This is a genomic window from Pandoraea iniqua (genome assembly GCF_902459685.1).
GTDB classification, from domain to species: domain Bacteria; phylum Pseudomonadota; class Gammaproteobacteria; order Burkholderiales; family Burkholderiaceae; genus Pandoraea; species Pandoraea iniqua.
Map to the genome: position 1 here is coordinate 766,698 of NZ_CABPSF010000002.1, position 15,363 is coordinate 782,060.

General features: G+C 63.8%; 16 protein-coding genes. 9 read left to right on the top strand and 7 right to left on the bottom strand.

What is annotated here, in order from left to right:
* Positions 1–60 precede the first annotated feature (60 nt).
* Positions 61–807, bottom strand: a complete 747-nt coding sequence (locus tag PIN31009_RS09120; protein ID WP_174997057.1) for a phosphatase PAP2 family protein — start codon at positions 805–807, stop codon at positions 61–63.
* A gap of 294 nt (positions 808–1,101) precedes the next feature.
* Between PIN31009_RS09120 and PIN31009_RS09125 the strand changes: the two genes are divergently transcribed.
* The 9 genes from PIN31009_RS09125 to PIN31009_RS09155 all read left to right on the top strand — a co-directional run bounded on the left by PIN31009_RS09125 (position 1,102) and on the right by PIN31009_RS09155 (position 9,086).
* Entirely contained in the window at positions 1,102–2,730 is a 1,629-nt protein-coding gene (locus PIN31009_RS09125; protein WP_174997059.1) for a restriction endonuclease, read from the top strand.
* 177 nt (positions 2,731–2,907) lie between these two features.
* Positions 2,908–3,363: a DUF2501 domain-containing protein gene (locus PIN31009_RS09130; RefSeq protein WP_150684268.1), complete on the top strand. Its 456-nt coding sequence runs from the start codon at positions 2,908–2,910 to the stop codon at positions 3,361–3,363.
* Positions 3,364–3,593: 230 nt separating this feature from the next.
* Positions 3,594–4,238 carry an FMN-binding negative transcriptional regulator gene (locus PIN31009_RS09135; RefSeq protein WP_150790015.1) on the top strand — a complete coding sequence of 215 codons (645 nt, stop codon included), beginning with the start codon at positions 3,594–3,596 and terminating at the stop codon, positions 4,236–4,238.
* A 129-nt stretch (positions 4,239–4,367) separates the two neighbouring features.
* A complete protein-coding gene (locus PIN31009_RS27870; protein ID WP_174996046.1) occupies positions 4,368–4,526 on the top strand; it encodes a hypothetical protein in 159 nt (52 codons plus the stop codon).
* A gap of 48 nt (positions 4,527–4,574) precedes the next feature.
* A complete protein-coding gene (locus PIN31009_RS09140) occupies positions 4,575–5,486 on the top strand; it encodes a DNA/RNA non-specific endonuclease (protein ID WP_246185575.1) in 912 nt (303 codons plus the stop codon).
* Positions 5,487–5,516: 30 nt separating this feature from the next.
* Positions 5,517–5,798, top strand: coding sequence for a hypothetical protein (locus tag PIN31009_RS09145; RefSeq protein ID WP_150790016.1), 282 nt, complete (start codon positions 5,517–5,519; stop codon positions 5,796–5,798).
* A 1,138-nt stretch (positions 5,799–6,936) separates the two neighbouring features.
* Positions 6,937–7,104, top strand: coding sequence for a hypothetical protein (locus tag PIN31009_RS27875; RefSeq protein ID WP_157125820.1), 168 nt, complete (start codon positions 6,937–6,939; stop codon positions 7,102–7,104).
* Complete coding sequence (locus PIN31009_RS09150) at positions 7,104–7,487, top strand: hypothetical protein (protein ID WP_150790017.1); 384 nt, start codon at positions 7,104–7,106, stop codon at positions 7,485–7,487. The genes PIN31009_RS27875 and PIN31009_RS09150 overlap by 1 nt, the downstream gene beginning before the upstream one ends.
* Positions 7,488–7,625: 138 nt before the next feature.
* A complete protein-coding gene (locus tag PIN31009_RS09155; protein ID WP_150683919.1) occupies positions 7,626–9,086 on the top strand; it encodes a M20 family metallopeptidase in 1,461 nt (486 codons plus the stop codon).
* Between the two features lie 22 nt (positions 9,087–9,108).
* Here the strand turns inward: PIN31009_RS09155 and PIN31009_RS09160 are convergent, their stop codons facing one another.
* The 6 genes from PIN31009_RS09160 to PIN31009_RS09185 all read right to left on the bottom strand — a co-directional run bounded on the left by PIN31009_RS09160 (position 9,109) and on the right by PIN31009_RS09185 (position 15,272).
* Positions 9,109–10,371: a hydantoinase/carbamoylase family amidase gene (locus PIN31009_RS09160; RefSeq protein WP_150790018.1), complete on the bottom strand. Its 1,263-nt coding sequence runs from the start codon at positions 10,369–10,371 to the stop codon at positions 9,109–9,111.
* A 92-nt stretch (positions 10,372–10,463) separates the two neighbouring features.
* Complete coding sequence (locus PIN31009_RS09165; RefSeq protein WP_150790280.1) at positions 10,464–11,459, bottom strand: dihydroorotate dehydrogenase; 996 nt, start codon at positions 11,457–11,459, stop codon at positions 10,464–10,466.
* Between the two features lie 7 nt (positions 11,460–11,466).
* A complete protein-coding gene (locus PIN31009_RS09170) occupies positions 11,467–12,321 on the bottom strand; it encodes a dihydroorotate dehydrogenase electron transfer subunit (protein ID WP_150790019.1) in 855 nt (284 codons plus the stop codon).
* On the bottom strand, positions 12,318–13,574 hold the full coding sequence (locus PIN31009_RS09175; RefSeq protein ID WP_058379504.1) for an MFS transporter: 1,257 nt from the start codon (positions 13,572–13,574) through the stop codon (positions 12,318–12,320). Before PIN31009_RS09175 ends, PIN31009_RS09170 begins: the two co-directional genes overlap by 4 nt.
* Positions 13,575–13,717: 143 nt before the next feature.
* Entirely contained in the window at positions 13,718–14,041 is a 324-nt protein-coding gene (locus PIN31009_RS09180) for a hypothetical protein (RefSeq protein WP_150683923.1), read from the bottom strand.
* A gap of 160 nt (positions 14,042–14,201) precedes the next feature.
* Positions 14,202–15,272, bottom strand: coding sequence for a porin (locus PIN31009_RS09185; RefSeq protein ID WP_425495479.1), 1,071 nt, complete (start codon positions 15,270–15,272; stop codon positions 14,202–14,204).
* Positions 15,273–15,363 lie beyond the last annotated feature (91 nt).

Below are 15,363 nucleotides of genomic sequence, written 5' to 3' on the forward strand. Positions count from 1 at the left end.
TATGCGGCGATCTCGCCGATTCGCTCAACGCTTACGTTAGCGGTTACATCAGCGGTTACATCAGCGCTTGCCCAGCACCGCTGGCGACCACTTCCCCCATGCCGCGACGAAAACCGTCCCCATGGAAATGCCGAGCGCGGCACCAGCGAGCGCATCGCTCGTCCAGTGGTACGCCGACGCTATCTGCCCGAAGCCGGTCGCCGCGACGGCCAGTGCACACGGCAAGCGCAACGCGCGGTGACGCAGCGCGACGACGGTTGCGAAGGCGAGCATCACCGTCAGGTGGCCGGACGGGAACGACGCATACGCCACACCGTCGCCGCCGAACAGCCGAAATTCGAAGACGCCGTCATGCAGATACGACGGGTTGTTGTGCGTCCATGTGTCGGGCCACGTGCGGCCGAACAGGAGTTTCAGCGCCTGCTTGACGACGCTCGCCACACCGACCGCGCCACCCGCCAGCCACAGCGTGACGAGCCAGTCGGGCAACGTGCGGCGCCAGAACAGCACGGCGCCCAACACGATAAACACCGGCCACCCGGCGACGAACAGCGGCGAGGGCAGTTCGGCCATGTGCTGCATCCAGCGCGTGCCCTGTGTGTGCAGATGCGCGAATTCGACGATGGGCCGGTCAAGCCATGGAATGGCAACGAGCGCGAGCAACAGGCAGCCGATGGCGCTTAGCCAAGCGGCGCGCAAACTGACGCGAGGCGCGGCCGGCGGCGAGGCGGGGGCGCTGGGCGAGTTGGGCGAGTTGGGCGGGTTAGGCGGGGTAGAGGTGGCGTGGCCGGGGGTGAATTCAGTCATGAGGCAGGTTCGGGTAAGTCGGGCGGTAATGCAACTTCCGGGCGAAAGCCTGAGGCAGCGGCATGGCGATTTGATGACGATCAGTACGCACGCGTTGCGCTCATGACATTGTTCTGCCGCAAGGAATGGAAAGATTTTTTGCGAGATCGATGCCCATCGTCCTACAATCGTCCCCTGCATGGCGTGGGTCATGAGCGGGTCATGAGGGGCGGTGGCCAGACAGTTCAGATCTATCGTTTTCGTGCGGGTAGTTTGCCAGTCAAAACAAAATCAATAACGCATGCGGGGGCAGCAGTGATTCGGGGATTCAACAGCATCATCGACCGTCTGGCGCGAGACTTCTGGCGCGCCGCGCATACGCGCGAGCAGCAGCACGCGCAGTCGCAAATGCGAAGTCTGGCAGAAGTCCGTGCCGTCGAGCAGGCCCAGCGCGCTTTTGAGGAAGCGCCCATCGCCGACGTGGCCGCGCGGGAGCGGCTGCATCTGGCCCTGCGCCAAGCCGAGGCCGCCGCCGAGGGCGCCCGCGCCAAGTTCGAAGTCGCACGTCTGGAGCGCCTGCTGGCCGACGGCCTCGCGCGCGACTTGCGCATTCCGCCGGCCGATCTGCGCGCGCGCAACACGCCGCCGGTGCTCGACACCCGTCATCTGCCGAAGATTCTTGCCAAGCCCGAATGGGAGACGTTCGCGCCGGAGAAGCCCGGCCGGCTCTCGCTGGCCATGCCCGGTGCGTCGGCACGTTATGAACAGGCGGTCTCGAAGGCACGCAGCGAGTTCGTGCATGCCGAGCGTGAATACGAAGGCTCGAAGATCCGCCGTACGCAGGGCTCGATGATTCTGCAAATCGCGCAGCAAAAGGCCACCGAGGCGGCGCGGGCGGAAGCGTCTCGCCAGAACGCCGCCGTTGCCGATTTCGAAGGCGCGCTGTTGCGCGGTGAAGCGGCGGCCGTGACCGGTTACGCGCGCATCGTGCTGAGCCGCAGTCCGTATCCCGAAGCGTTCGAGCAGACGCTCGCAGCGCATTACGTCGAAAACCACAAGTTGCTCGCCATTGGCTACGACGTGCCGACGCTCGACGCTGCCGTGCCGATTGCGCTCGACTACCGCTACGACAGCATCGAGAAGGCGCTTCAGGGTGTACCGGCCGGCGATGCGCTGCGCGCGCAGGTGTACGCCAACGCGTTACGTCAGATCCTGCTGCGTTCGCTGTACGAGTTGTTCGCGGCCGACCCGCTGCGGCATGTGAATGCCGTTGTCTTCAATATCTACGTCAACGCTGGCGACGAGCGGCTTTGCCTGGCGAGTGCGCACGTATCGCGCGCCGATTTTGCTGCGCTCGTGTTGACCGAGGGCGATGCGGCCACGCATCTGACGACGCTCGGCGCACGCGTGTCGGCACGCCCCGAGGCGTTGCAGGCCGTCACGCCGGTGGCCGGGGTCGATATGACGCAGGCGGTCACCGATGCGGATGTGGCCGTCGATCGACGCTTCAATCTGATGACGCTCTCGGATAAGGACTTCACGCAGGTGATGTTCCATCTGCTGCGCTCGCATGGCTTCGAAGGACCGCCGCTGCTGCCCACGGAGGACGGCATGCTGGCTTGCCGGGCGTGGGACCCGCATCCGATTTTCGGTGGCGACGTGGTCGTGCATATCCGCCGCGATACGCCCCGGCTGGGGATGAACGCCGCGCGCGCCATGCTGGCCGAAATGCAGCAGATCGGCGCGGCGCGCGGCATGCTGATTACGACCGGGGAGTTCGACGACGGTGTGGCGGAGTTTGCACGCGACCGTCGTATCGAACTGCTCGGCGGTCAGCATCTCGTCTTCCAGTTGAAGGAAAACGCGGGCGTCGACGCCAGTGTGGCGGCACCCGAGTCTGCCGATGCCACCGGCGCTGCCGGGGCGGCCACGTTGCCGGTGTAAGCGAGGCGCGTCGCCGGCGCACCCAATCCCCGCGATGAGCGAGATCGCCGGTGAAAGTTCGGCCTGCTATAGTGGGCCGGACTTTCCCACGGCAACGTCATTACGCCATTTCGCCATTACGCCATAACGGAGGTTGGTATGTCGCGACGCACGAAACGACTTTCAGTCCTGAGCACGATGGGCGCCATGGGCACGGCCCTGGTGCTGGCACTCGGCGCACCCACGCTGGCCCACGCGCAACTCGATGCGCTGAAGAACGCCATTGGCGGCGGAAATTCCGGTGGGTCCAATTCGGGCGGTCTGGCCGGCAGTCTGGGCGGACTCGGCTCGGCAAGTTCGCTGACGTCGGGCAGTATCGGCAACGCGACCGGCGTGTTGCAGTTCTGCATCAAGAACAACTACCTCAACGGCGGCAATCTGAGTTCAGCGACCGACGTCAAGGACAAGCTGCTCGGCAAGCTCGGCACGCAGTCGGGCTCGCCCGCGGCAAGCCCGGGCTATCTCGATGGTGCCAAGGGCCTGCTGTCCTCGCCGGATGGCAAAACCGTCGACCTGAACGGCGGCGGGCTCAAAGAACAACTCACGCGTCAGGTCTGCGACAAGGTGCTCGATCAGGCGAAGTCGTTCCTCTGACGCCTGATCGCTGTCTACCAGCGTCATCGGCTAACGGCTATCGGCTGGCGTCGGACTGACGCCGCTGCGCATCTTCTCACGGCGGACGGCAGGATTTTGGCCGTCCGCCGCGTCTTATCCACCCCTCGGTGGTACCAAAAAATTCATCGAATTTGGGTCTTTGCGATGGGCCACGGCTGGGCGTACGCTAGGCGTTATTCCATCCCCACCGCTTCCGCCCGGAGTCATCGATGTATCTGCCCGCCGCCTTTGCCGACGATCGTCCCGAAGTTCTGCACGATCTGATTCGCGCCAATCCGCTTGGCCTGCTCGTGAGCGCCGGTGCGCTCGGGCTGGTGGCCGATCCGATTCCGTTTCTGATTTATCCCGATGAAGGCGAGTTCGGCACGCTGCGTGCCCATCTGGCGCGCGCCAATCCGCACGGCCCGACGTTGAACGATGTCGACGATTGTCTGGTGGCATTCACCGGTGCACAGGCCTACATCACGCCATCGTGGTACGCGGCCAAGGCGGAGCACGGCAAGGTGGTGCCAACGTGGAACTATGCCGCGGTGCATGTCTGGGGCAAGCCGCGCCTGATCGACGACGCTGCGTGGGTTCGTCGGTTGGTCGGCGATCTGACGACATCGCAGGAGCAGGGCAGGCTTGCGCCGTGGGCAGTGGAAGATGCGCCGGCCGAGTTCATCGACGGCATGCTGCGTGCAATTGTCGGTGTGGAAATTCCGATTCGTCGCATCGAAGGCAAGTTCAAGGCGACGCAGAACCGGGCCATGGCAGACCGCGTCGGCGTGGTCGAAGGGCTTCGCGCTCAAGGGCCGTTGAGCGAACCGATGGCAACCCTCGTCGCACAGCGTGGCGACGTGCCGAAGCCCTGAAGACGCGAGCGTCCGGCCGGCGTGCCCGGCCGTCCCTAAAGTAACGAAAGGAAACAATTTCGCGGGTTTCAGACAGGTTTGCCGTCAGTGTCCCCGCATACAATGCGGCATCCCGACTCAGGTGCCGCGATGAAAACATTGCTCGCCATGCTTGCGCTGCTGCTCTGCCTCTTCCTGCTGGAACAGGGGGACGTGCCGAGCGCGCAAGCCGACGAGTGCGGCAACCTCGCACCGGACCAGACACTGCAATGCGCCGCCTACGGCGTGGGAAACGTGTCCCCCGAATAGCGTTCCTCCGATACAATCGCACCCCCAAGTCTTACCGTAAGTAGTGCGATGAAGCAGTCTGAACGGACGGCCACCGCAGTGCGCGCAACTCGCTTGCGCGCGATGGCCCGGCAATTGGCAACACTCGCAGTCAGTCCTCTTTTCGCGATCTCCGGCAGTGCATTCGCCGCGACGACCGCTTGCGGCGATCACTACTTCTCGGGCACCGCACCCGATATCACCAACACGTCGATGACACGGGCAGCACGCGAAGTGTGCTTCAGTGCGTTCGGCGTGATGCACTCGGGCGTGACGCGTACGCCGCTCTGGTCGGCCGAACATCTCACACGCGACAGGCTGGCCGACGCGCGCGAGATGACCCGCGTCAACAATTTCCACGCCGAATCGAATTTGCCCGTCGGCGAGCGTGCTGAACTGCGCGACTACCTGCGTTCGGGATACGACCGCGGGCACATGGCGCCGTCGGCGGATATGCCCGATGCGCGCGCGCAATCGGAGAGTTTTTCGCTGTCGAACATGGTGCCGCAGAACAGCGAGAACAATCGCTATCTCTGGGCCGGTATCGAGTCTAGTGTGCGGACGTTGGCAAAGGACCGTGGCGAGTTGTTCGTGATCACGGGGCCGCTCTACAAAGGGCAATCGATCACACAGATCGGCAATCGGGTGATGGTGCCCACGCAGCTCTATAAGGTGGTCTACGACCCGAAGCGGCGACAGGCCGGCGCCTACCTTGTCGCCAACGAAGCAACCGGCGACTATTCGGTGGTGAGCGTGGCAGAACTGGAGAAGCTGGCGGGCATCGACTTCTTTCCCGGCATGCCGGCTTCGGTGAAAACCACCGCGATGCGCCTGCCGACACCCAAGGCGGCGGGCGGTGGCAAACGCAAGCGTGACCCCGAGGTGCCGTCGTACCGCGAAGTGCAGACGGTGCTCGACTTTTTGCGCACGATCATTCGCTAACCGATGTTTCCCCCGACACAGGAGTCTTCGATGACCGCTTCGTCCCCGGCCAGCACGACCTTTCAACCGTTCGCCAACGATGCCGACGCGCTCTCGCTGGGTGAGCTCAGCGTGGAGAACCATACGGACAACGTTGCCATCTTTGGAAGTCTGACGATTCGCCGCGATGCCGAAGGGCTGCGGCAGGCGCAGGCGCTGAAGACGGTGCTCGACGCCGTGGTGGCGGCGCTGTCGGCCGGCAAGCTGCCGGAGCACGCCGAGCCCGTCGCCGACGCCCCCTCGCGGCAGGTGAAGAATCCCTTCGCAGACTGATCGCTCCGGATTTACCCGGTGTTGATGCTTAATTCAAACATTTGATGTTGCGGCGCACTAGGTGATTCGGTTCGACGGATCACCTGCCGCAACGGCCACTGCGCCCCGAAATTCATCGGGCGGCATGCCGCGTGTCGCGATGACCTCGCGCACCCCGGCCATTTCTCGTCGTTCCCCAATCCATGCGGGTTGCGCGACAACTTGTCGCACCTGCGACAAAGTGTCGCATTGACACTCTTGGTCAAAAATCCGGTTTCGCGTCATTCAATCGCTTTTCGGTGAGGTCTTTTTTCGTCTCGAAAAACGTTCGAAGCGGGTGGTTTTCTTGTGGCGACGCAACACCGATAAGGGGTTTACGACTTTCTTGCGAAGCGCATACTAGCCCTGCGTCCCGTCGATTTCGATATCAGGGAGTCGGTGATGGGAAAGGCCACGAGCACTAAACAACGCGAGGTTACTTATGCACATCCGTTGGAAAAAAGTGTATTCGAGTGGATGGGGTTCGGTTCATCACATTCAACCCCGTTCGAACCGCAGCGCCATTGAGCGCGAGCAACTCTTTCAACGCCTTCTGGCGGTAGCGATCGCCTGTAGTGTCGGCGGATTCGTTCTTCTGTCAATTGGTGCGGCCTTTCTAGGGCGCTAAAGTCCCCAATCTTCCTTTCGCGCGCGGCACCGCCTTCCGACGGCTTGCCGCGCATCGTTGCATTCCCCTTCTGATTTGAGCGCCCCCGCCTCTGCGGGCGGCTTAGCTGCGCCTGTCACGCCAAACTATCAAAGCGAACGTTCGTGCCGTTTTGAAACGTTTTGTTACAGATGTTTGAAGTGTCGAAGGGGTTGAATCGCACACGCCCCGCCAAATCGTAAAAAATCCATTGGAAACAATCGCAATGCCGCGTGAAGCACGTTTTCACTCATCGTGATAAACGTCGGCTGGCGTCGTTTTGGCGCGGCATCCTGTAAGTCGACGCTATTGCAATTCCCCAAGAATAGTGACATCTTGAAGCGACATCGGGATGTAGGAATTCAAGGTAGTTGGCTCTGAGGATTTGTCCGAATTGCCTTGCGTCTCTAAATTTTCGATAAAGAAGAAAAGAAAAGCATTGCGGGCCGGTTTGTTTGATTTGTGAGGTGCGCCATGGAAATTCGCTGGGAAAAGTTGTATTCGGGCGGATTGGGTCGTTTTTACGACACTTCGGAATCGAGCCGCCGCCGGGCACGGCGAGCGCAGTTGGCGTGGTTCGGCATTGCCATTTCGGTCGCCGTCGCGGTGGGCGCTGTCGCCATCGCGTGGCGCTGGATCTGATGCCTGCCCGCCGTTATCACCACATTCTGACTACGGGGATGCTGGCGCTGCTCGCCGCCATGGCGGGCGCGTCTGCGCATGCGCAGCCACTCCAGCCAGCCCCGCCGCCGCCCGTCATGCCGATGGCGGCCGAGCCGCTCGACGCCGCCGGACAAGCCTGTGGCAACGTTCGCGCACTGCCTGCCGACGTGACCAATTACCGCTATGAGGTGAAGAACCGCTGCCAGCGGCCGATTACCTTTAGCTGGCGTTGCAACACGTCGGACACCGAGCACTCGCTCGATGTGGCAGGTCAGGGCACCCAACTCGCCACGTGCGTGAAGGCCACCGGTGCCGCCGGGGAGATCATCTTCCGCTTTGGGCCGCCGGGTACCGGCAACTGACCGGCCGGCCGGTCGCCACAGTTGTCCGGAATGGCTATCATGGCGCCATGCCGCTCGTTCGCGAGCGACGCTGACAGTACCGGCGCACGTGCGCACCCGAGACACTCGATCCGCCAAGGACACCCTCCGAGGACCCCCATGAACGACTCCGTCACCTCGACCCAGCCGTCGCTCGACACGGCCGCATTGCGTGAATTCGTCGAACGCAAATGGAACGACGAAATCCTGCACGCCCTCACCGATTACATTGCCGTACCTGCCAAGAGCCCGGGCTTCGACGCCGACTGGGCGCGCAACGGCTATATCGACCGCGTGGTGCGCGACGCTGCCCAATGGGCCGAGCGTCAGCCCGTGAAGGGCCTCAAGCTTGAAGTGATTCGTCTCGAAGGCCGCACGCCGGTGATCTTCTTCGAAGCACCGGCGACGCGCTCAGGCAGCAACGAGACCATCGTGCTTTATGGTCACTTGGACAAGCAGCCCGAATTCGACGGCTGGCGCAAAGACCTTGGCCCGTGGACGCCCAAATTCGAAGACGGCAAGCTGTACGGCCGCGGCGGTGCGGATGACGGCTATGCGATCTACGCCAGCGTGACGGCACTCGCCGCGCTCGATGCGCAAGGCGTGGAACGCCCGCGCTGCGTCGGCTTGATCGAGACGTGCGAAGAGTCGGGCAGCTACGACTTGCTGCCGTATGTCGACGCGTTGCGCGATCGGCTGGGCAAGGTGAGTCTGGTCGTCTGTCTGGATTCGGGCGCCGGTAACTACGATCAGTTGTGGCTGACCACGTCGCTGCGCGGTCTGATTTCCGGCAGTCTGGAAGTGCAGGTGCTCGACGAAGGCATTCACTCGGGCGGCTACGGCGGTATTGCGCCGTCGAGCTTTCGCATCATGCGTCAGCTTTTCGAGCGGCTCGAAGACGCGGGCACCGGCAACGTTTTGCCCAAGGGCTTTCACAGCCCGATCCCGCTGCAACGGCTGAAAGAGGCCGAAGCCACCGCCGCCATTCTCGGCGATGACGTCTGGAAGAAGATGCCGTGGGCCTGCGGTCAGGACGGCCTGTCGGTGCTGCCGACGACGACCGATCCGAAGGAGGCGTTGTTGAATTCGACGTGGCGCCCCTCGTTGTCGGTGACCGGGGCGGCCGGTCTGCCGGCACTGGCCGACGCGGGTAACGTGCTGCGCCCGCGCACGGCATTCAAGCTGTCGCTGCGCCTGCCGCCGCTGATCGATGCCGCGCAGGCGGTGGCCGAACTCAAGGCGTTGCTCGAATTCGATCCGCCGTACAACGCGAAGGTGACGTTCAAGTCCGATGCCGGTGCGGCCTCCGGCTGGGATGCGCCGGAAGTGGCGCCGTGGCTGTCGTCCGCATTGAACACGGCGTCGCAACGTCACTATGGCGAGGACGTGGCGTTTATCGGGCAGGGCGGTACGATTCCGCTGATGAACACGTTGCAAGCGGGCTTCCCGAGCGCACAGTTCATGGTGTGCGGCGTGCTCGGACCGAAGTCGAATGCCCACGGTCCGAACGAATTCCTTCACGTGCCCTACGCGAAGAAGCTGACCGCCGCCGTTGCCGAAGTGATTGCGCTGGCGCCGTAACCCACGCGCGCGATCGTATCGCTCAGAGGCGATGCGTTGTCGCCTCGAGCACTTGTACCCCCCGCATGAAGTCATCGATATCCATGGCTTCATGCGGATTGTGCGAACCGTTCGCGTTGCGCACGAACACCATCCCGCTTGGAATACCTGCATTGGCGAAGATCGCGGCGTCGTGACCGGCGCCGCTCGGCACGCGCTCTTGCGGCAGATCGAGCGCACGGCACGCTTCGGTGAGCAGCGACGACACCTGCGCATCCATGATCGCCGGCGCGGATGCCAGCCGCCGGTCGAACACGAACTGCACGCCGCGATCGCGTTCGATGGCGCGGCATTCGGTGCGCATCAACTCATAGAACACGTCGAGCGTATCGGCGCTTTGACTGCGCACTTCGAGGCTGAAGTCCACGCGCCCCGGAATGCGCGAGATCGCATGTTCCGCCGGATCGGTGCCGACGATGCCTGTCGTCACCACGAGATCGATACCGCGTTCCAGCAGGGCACGCCAATGTTCATCGAGCCGGGTGATGAGGTCTGCGACGGCAAACATCGCATCGTGCCGCAGCCAGCGCGGCACCGCGCCCGAGTGACCGGCTTCTCCCACGCACGACACACGGTTGTGGCGCACGTTGCCGCGAATGCCGGGCACGATGGCCACCGGCATGTCGCGGGCAATCATCACCGGGCCTTGTTCGATATGCAGTTCCAGCCACGCTTTGGCCCGCGACGCATCGAAGAGCATTGCCCCTTCGCGAATCGCATCGACGTCTGCGCCGGCCTCGGCCATGCACTCGCCGAGCGAGCGTCCATGCGTGCGATGGGGCATCGCGAGATCGGCGTCGCTCAATTTGCCGAACAGCGCACCGGACCCCATGTAAGCCTTCCCGAACCATGCGCTTTCTTCGCCGCGTAATGCGAGCACGCGCACCGGCGTCGCCGTCGGGCGGCCGCTACGTTGTTGTTCGACGAGACACAGCAGGCCCGCAATGATGCCGGCCATGCCGTCGTAGTTGCCGCCCTGAGGTACGGAATCGAGGTGCGAGCCGATCCATGTGGCGGGCAGCTTGTCGCGTTCCCCGGCATCGCCCGGCAGGGAGAAGATCAGGTTGGCCGCGCGATCGCGCGTGACCGTCAGCCCCTGATGACCGGCCCATTCGGTCAGATACGACGCCGCAGCGTTCTCGCCCGCGCCGTAGCTGTCGCGGGAGACGCCGACACCGTCGTCGCCGAGACGGCGCAGGTCGGTAAAAAGTTGATCGGCCAGCGAGGCCAGCGCGGTAAGACTCATGAGCGTGTTTTCTGCAATGACGAAATCAATGGGGAAGGGGCGCAACGCACGCTTCGCAACACATCGCGAAGGCGTGCGTCAGGGGTCCCCTGTCACCCGGACTGCTGGGCAAAACGCAGCCAGCGATCGGTGAGCTGGGCGTCGAGGGCGACGGCCCCCGTGAGTGCTGCCAGTTTGTCGATCTGGTGCCGCGCGCAATACGCGGTGAGGCCGTCGACGATATGGCCCATCGCGGCCGGATCGCGAAACGATGCCGTGCCCACTTGCACGGCCGTGGCGCCCGCGAGCATGAATTCGACGGCGTCATCTGCCGTCTCGATGCCGCCGCAGCCGATGATCGGAATACGCACGGCGCGATGGCATTGATGGACGAGCCGCACGGCGAGCGGTTTGATCGCCGGGCCCGACAGGCCGCCCATGACGTTGCCGAGTTTGGGGCGGCGCGTGTGCACGTCGATGGCCATGCCGAGCACGGTGTTCCCCATGACGATGGCATCGGCCCCGGCGTCTTCCGCCGCCCGTGCGATCTGCGCAATCTGCCCGGCATTCGGCGTGAGCTTGACCCACAGCGGATGTTTCGTGCGCCGCCGGATAGCGCTCACCGCCTTGTAAGTCGTCTCGGGCAGCATGGCGAACGCCATGCCGTCCGCCTCGAGATTGGGGCACGAGATATTGGCTTCGATAGCGGCGACTTCGGGCAACGACAACCGCTCGCAGGCTTCGGCGAACGACTCGGCGGTATCGGCCGAGACCGACACCACGACGGGCGTGTCGAATTGCGTGTACGGCGGCAGTACGTCGCGCAGATAGGCGTCGAGCCCCTTGCTCGGAATGCCGATGGAGTTGAGCATGCCGGCGGGTGTCTCGGCCACGCGCGGCGTCGGGTTCCCCGCGCGGGTGGCGGGCGACACGCTCTTGATGACCAGCGCGCCGAGTCGATTGAGATCGAGTGCTTCACGGTACTCGATGGCGAAGCAACCCGACGCCGGCATCACTGGATTGCGAAGCGTGAGTGCGCCGATGCGAACGCTCAGATCCAGCTCGGCAAGCGTGCGTTGGTCGTCGTCGGACGCGCGCCGCGTCGTCATTTGGAGATCAGCCAAAATCCACCTCCCCAATCACATCGCGAATCGGAAACACGGGGCCTTCACGGCACACGCGCAGGAATTGCTTATCGCCGTCGCAATCGAACAGGCGCACGCACGACAGGCAAACGCCCATGCCGCACGCCATGCGCTGTTCCATCGCCACTTCTGCAACGATCTGCGGGTGCCCGGCGACCACACGTTGCAAGAGCATCAGCAGCCGGTGCGAGCCGCAGGTGTAGACGGCGTCGTGCGGGGCGGCGCTCAGCAGGGCGCACACGCGCGCTTCTACCGCCTCGACGGACGACGAGCCGTCGCTATCGAACACGCAATGCACGTCGGCCAGCTCACGGGCCATGTCGCTGCGCAGGAACTCGTCGCGCATCAGGTCGGCCTCGCTGCGTGCCGACATCACCACAGTGAGTCGAATGCCCGCTGCGGCAGCGCGCTGCACGAGCGGTGCCATCGTGGCCAGCCCGACGCCGCGCGCCACCACCATCACACGCTGCCAGCGCGTGTCGAGCGTGAAGGTATTGCCGAGCGGGCCGACGATATCGAGCGATGCGCCTTCCGCCAGCGAGGCGAGCGCACGTGTGCCCACGCCGGTGACGTTGTAGAGAAACTCGATCGTGCCGGGCTCGGGGCCGGTGCCGTAGACGCTCATCGGGCGCAGCAAAAACGGCGCTTCCTGATCGGTCACCGGGCACTTGAGTTGATAGAACTGGCCGGGGCGCGTGGTGTCGGCAAGCGGCGCGTCGGCGTGCAGACGCAGATAGCGATAGCGGGCATTCACAGCGCGATGGGTCACCACGCGGCAGCGATGCGTCGCGACCGTAGGCGAGTGGCAGGGTGCGTCTTGAATCATTCGAGTTCGGTGCCCTTGAGTTCGGGAATCAGAAAGCGCGTGGCGATCATGTCGAGCACGTAGAGGCTCGCGAGCAATGCGATGGCGATCTGGAAGGAGTAGCGCACGGCGAGTGCGCCGACGACGAGAGGCCCCAGGCCGCCGATAGCGCGGCCGATGTTCCACAAGACGTTTTGTGCGGTGGCGCGTGCGGCGGTGGGATAGGCCTCGGACATGAGCGTGCCGTAGCCGCCGACCATGCCGTTCACGAACATGCCCATGAGCGCGCCGGCAAACAGCATGACGGTCGGATCGGTCAGTTGCGCGTAGACGAGCACCATGACGACAGCGCCTGCCTGATAGAGCAGGAACGTGGGGCGGCGTCCGATGCGGTCGGCGAGCTGGCCAAATGCCCACACGCCGAACATCATTCCGACGACCGTGGCGGCGGTCCACAACCCCGATTTGGTCAGCGAAAAACCGAGCTTCTGCGAGAGGAACGTCGGCAGCCAGATCATGATCCCGTAGTAGCCGAAGTTCTGGACCGAGCACAGGATCACGATGCCCAGACTGACACGCGTGGTTTGCGCGTCTTTCACGAGCAGACGGAACGCATTCGAACGGTTGGCCCCGGCATTGCCGGTGCGGCGCACGAACACTTCCGGCTCATGCAGCTTGTTGCGAAGCACCCAAGCAACGAGCGCCGGCAGCACGCCGACGAGGAACATGCCGCGCCAGCCGATGTGGATCAGCAGCATCGGCGTGAGCAGGGCGGCAGCGAGCACGCCGGTCTGCCAGCCGAGTGCCACATACGACGACACGCGGGCGCGTTTGGCGGCCGGCCATGCTTCGGCGGCAAGTGCCATGCCGATGCCGAACTCGCCGCCAAGGCCGATGCCGGCAATGGTGCGATAGGCCAGCAAGTCCCAGAAGCCCTGAGCAAATGCGCACAGTCCGGTGAAGACGGCAAAGAGCAGGATCGTCCACGTCAACATGCGCACGCGCCCGTAGCGATCGGAGAGGGCGCCGAACAGGATGCCGCCGGCGACCGCGCCGATGAGTGTCCATGTGACCAGCGCACCTGCCTGCCCGGGTGTGAGCGACAGACCGGCCGTGATCGCTGGCAGCATGAAGCCGAGAATCAGCAGGTCGAATCCGTCCATCGCATAACCGATGGCGGACCCGGCGAGCGCTTTCCATGCGTAGGGCGTCACGGTGTCGGACGGCGCCGCAGCGGCGCGTTGCGAACCCGGGGTGTTCAGGTTGACTTCCATGGTCGTGTCCTGTGGGGCAGCGAGTGATCGAATGAACGAATGGACGAGTCCCGAAGCTGTGCCGCCGCAGTGATCGTCAAATTGTCTAAATATTTAGACGGATAGGCTAAAAAAATTGTCGGACAGTGCGCTGACCCGCAGACTCACGCATAAACGTCGCGGGTGAACTGTGCGGCAAAATCGTTGAGCGTGGCGAGAAAGCTGGCGTCCGACGCTTCGGCCGCATCGCGCAGCTTCGTCGCATAGGCCTTGCTGTGGGCGAGAAACGCATGAAAGGTTTCGCCGTTCGTGGCAATGCCGGACTGCCGTTCCGTAAATGCCTGCGCTGCCTGAGCGAGCAACAGCAACGCGGCCGATTCACGGGTGGCGGCGCGGGAGGCATTCAGGCAGCGTGCGGCAAAGTCTTCGATGTCGGACAGGCCGACGGTGTCGCGCTGCAACCAAGCACAAGCGAGCTTCAAATCCATCACGTGCTCCATTTGTCTAAATATTTAGACTAAACGAACCTAAAGGGTCAGGCAAGACGAAAATTATTGGGTGAAACCCTGATGCGAAAGACGCCGCGACGGCGCTAAACATGACGTGCACCGTCGCAGAAGAGGGCGCGCGAGGCGCCCCCGGCAAGGCTCAGAACTTCATCCGCAGGCCGGCACCGTAGGTCTGGCCGGTCGACAAGTCGCTCATATGGTCGTACTTGTAGGCGGCGTAAATATCGGTGCGCTTGGACAGCGGGTAGTCGTAGCCGAGTGCCCACGTGGTGCGGCGCTGGTTGTCGCCCGAGCCGTTCGAGCCGGTGTAGGCGACCGAGGCGAGCACGCTGCCGCGGCCCAGCGGCACCGAGGCGCCCAGCTGCCCCGTGTTGCTGTGGAAGTTGCCGCTGGCGGCCTGACTGGCGACCAGCATGTATTGCGCAAACAGCTTCACGACGGTGAAGTCGTACGAGAGACCGAGCTGCGCGGTGTTCTGGTTCGTCAGCCCCGTCACGCCCGGCAGTTGGGTACCGAAGTCACCCGGGGCGTTGCTGAAGTTCACGTACTGATAATTCACGGCCACGCCGAACGGGCCGTTGCCATAGGTGAGGGCAGCGCCCCACTTCTTGGCGCTGTGGTCCGTCGGGCTGTTGCCGGTCGCGTAGATGAGCGTGCCCGCCAGCCCGGCGTAGCCCGGCGACGTGTACGCAATGGCGTTGTTCCACGCCGAGTCGCCCACGACGCCTTGCGTCCCCAGACCCTTGTAGGTGTGGAAGATCATCGGCGAGAACGTGTACGAGTTGTTGAACGGGTTGAACTGGATCGTCGCCAGATACAGCGGCGTGGTGATGCGCCCGAGCCGCAACGTGCCGGCGGTGGTGTTCGACAGGCCGACGTAGGCGTTGCGCGAGAAGAAGCTGTCGCCGGAGAAGCGGCCGTAGGTGCCGTTGTTCGGCTGGAAGTAGCTCTCGAGCACGAACAGGGCGCTGTTGCCGCCGCCCAGATCTTCGGTGCCGGCCATGCCCCAGTACGACGTGGTCATGCCGCCGCCTTGCTGCACGGCTGCCGCTTGGCCGCCGGGGTTCTTCACCGAGCCGACGTAGGCGTCGGCCAGACCGTAGAAGCTCACACTCGATTGCGCATGGGCAGACGTCGCGAGTGCGGCCGCGCCCAATGCGGCGGCGCCAGCCACCTTCGCTACCTTTGCCACCTTGTGCCAGGTTTTCATCATTCCCTCTGTTATGTGTACAAATTTCTGGACGGCGCGCAGGCTATCACTGCCGGCTCGCCCGGTCATCCCCAAAATTGCGCTGGACGTC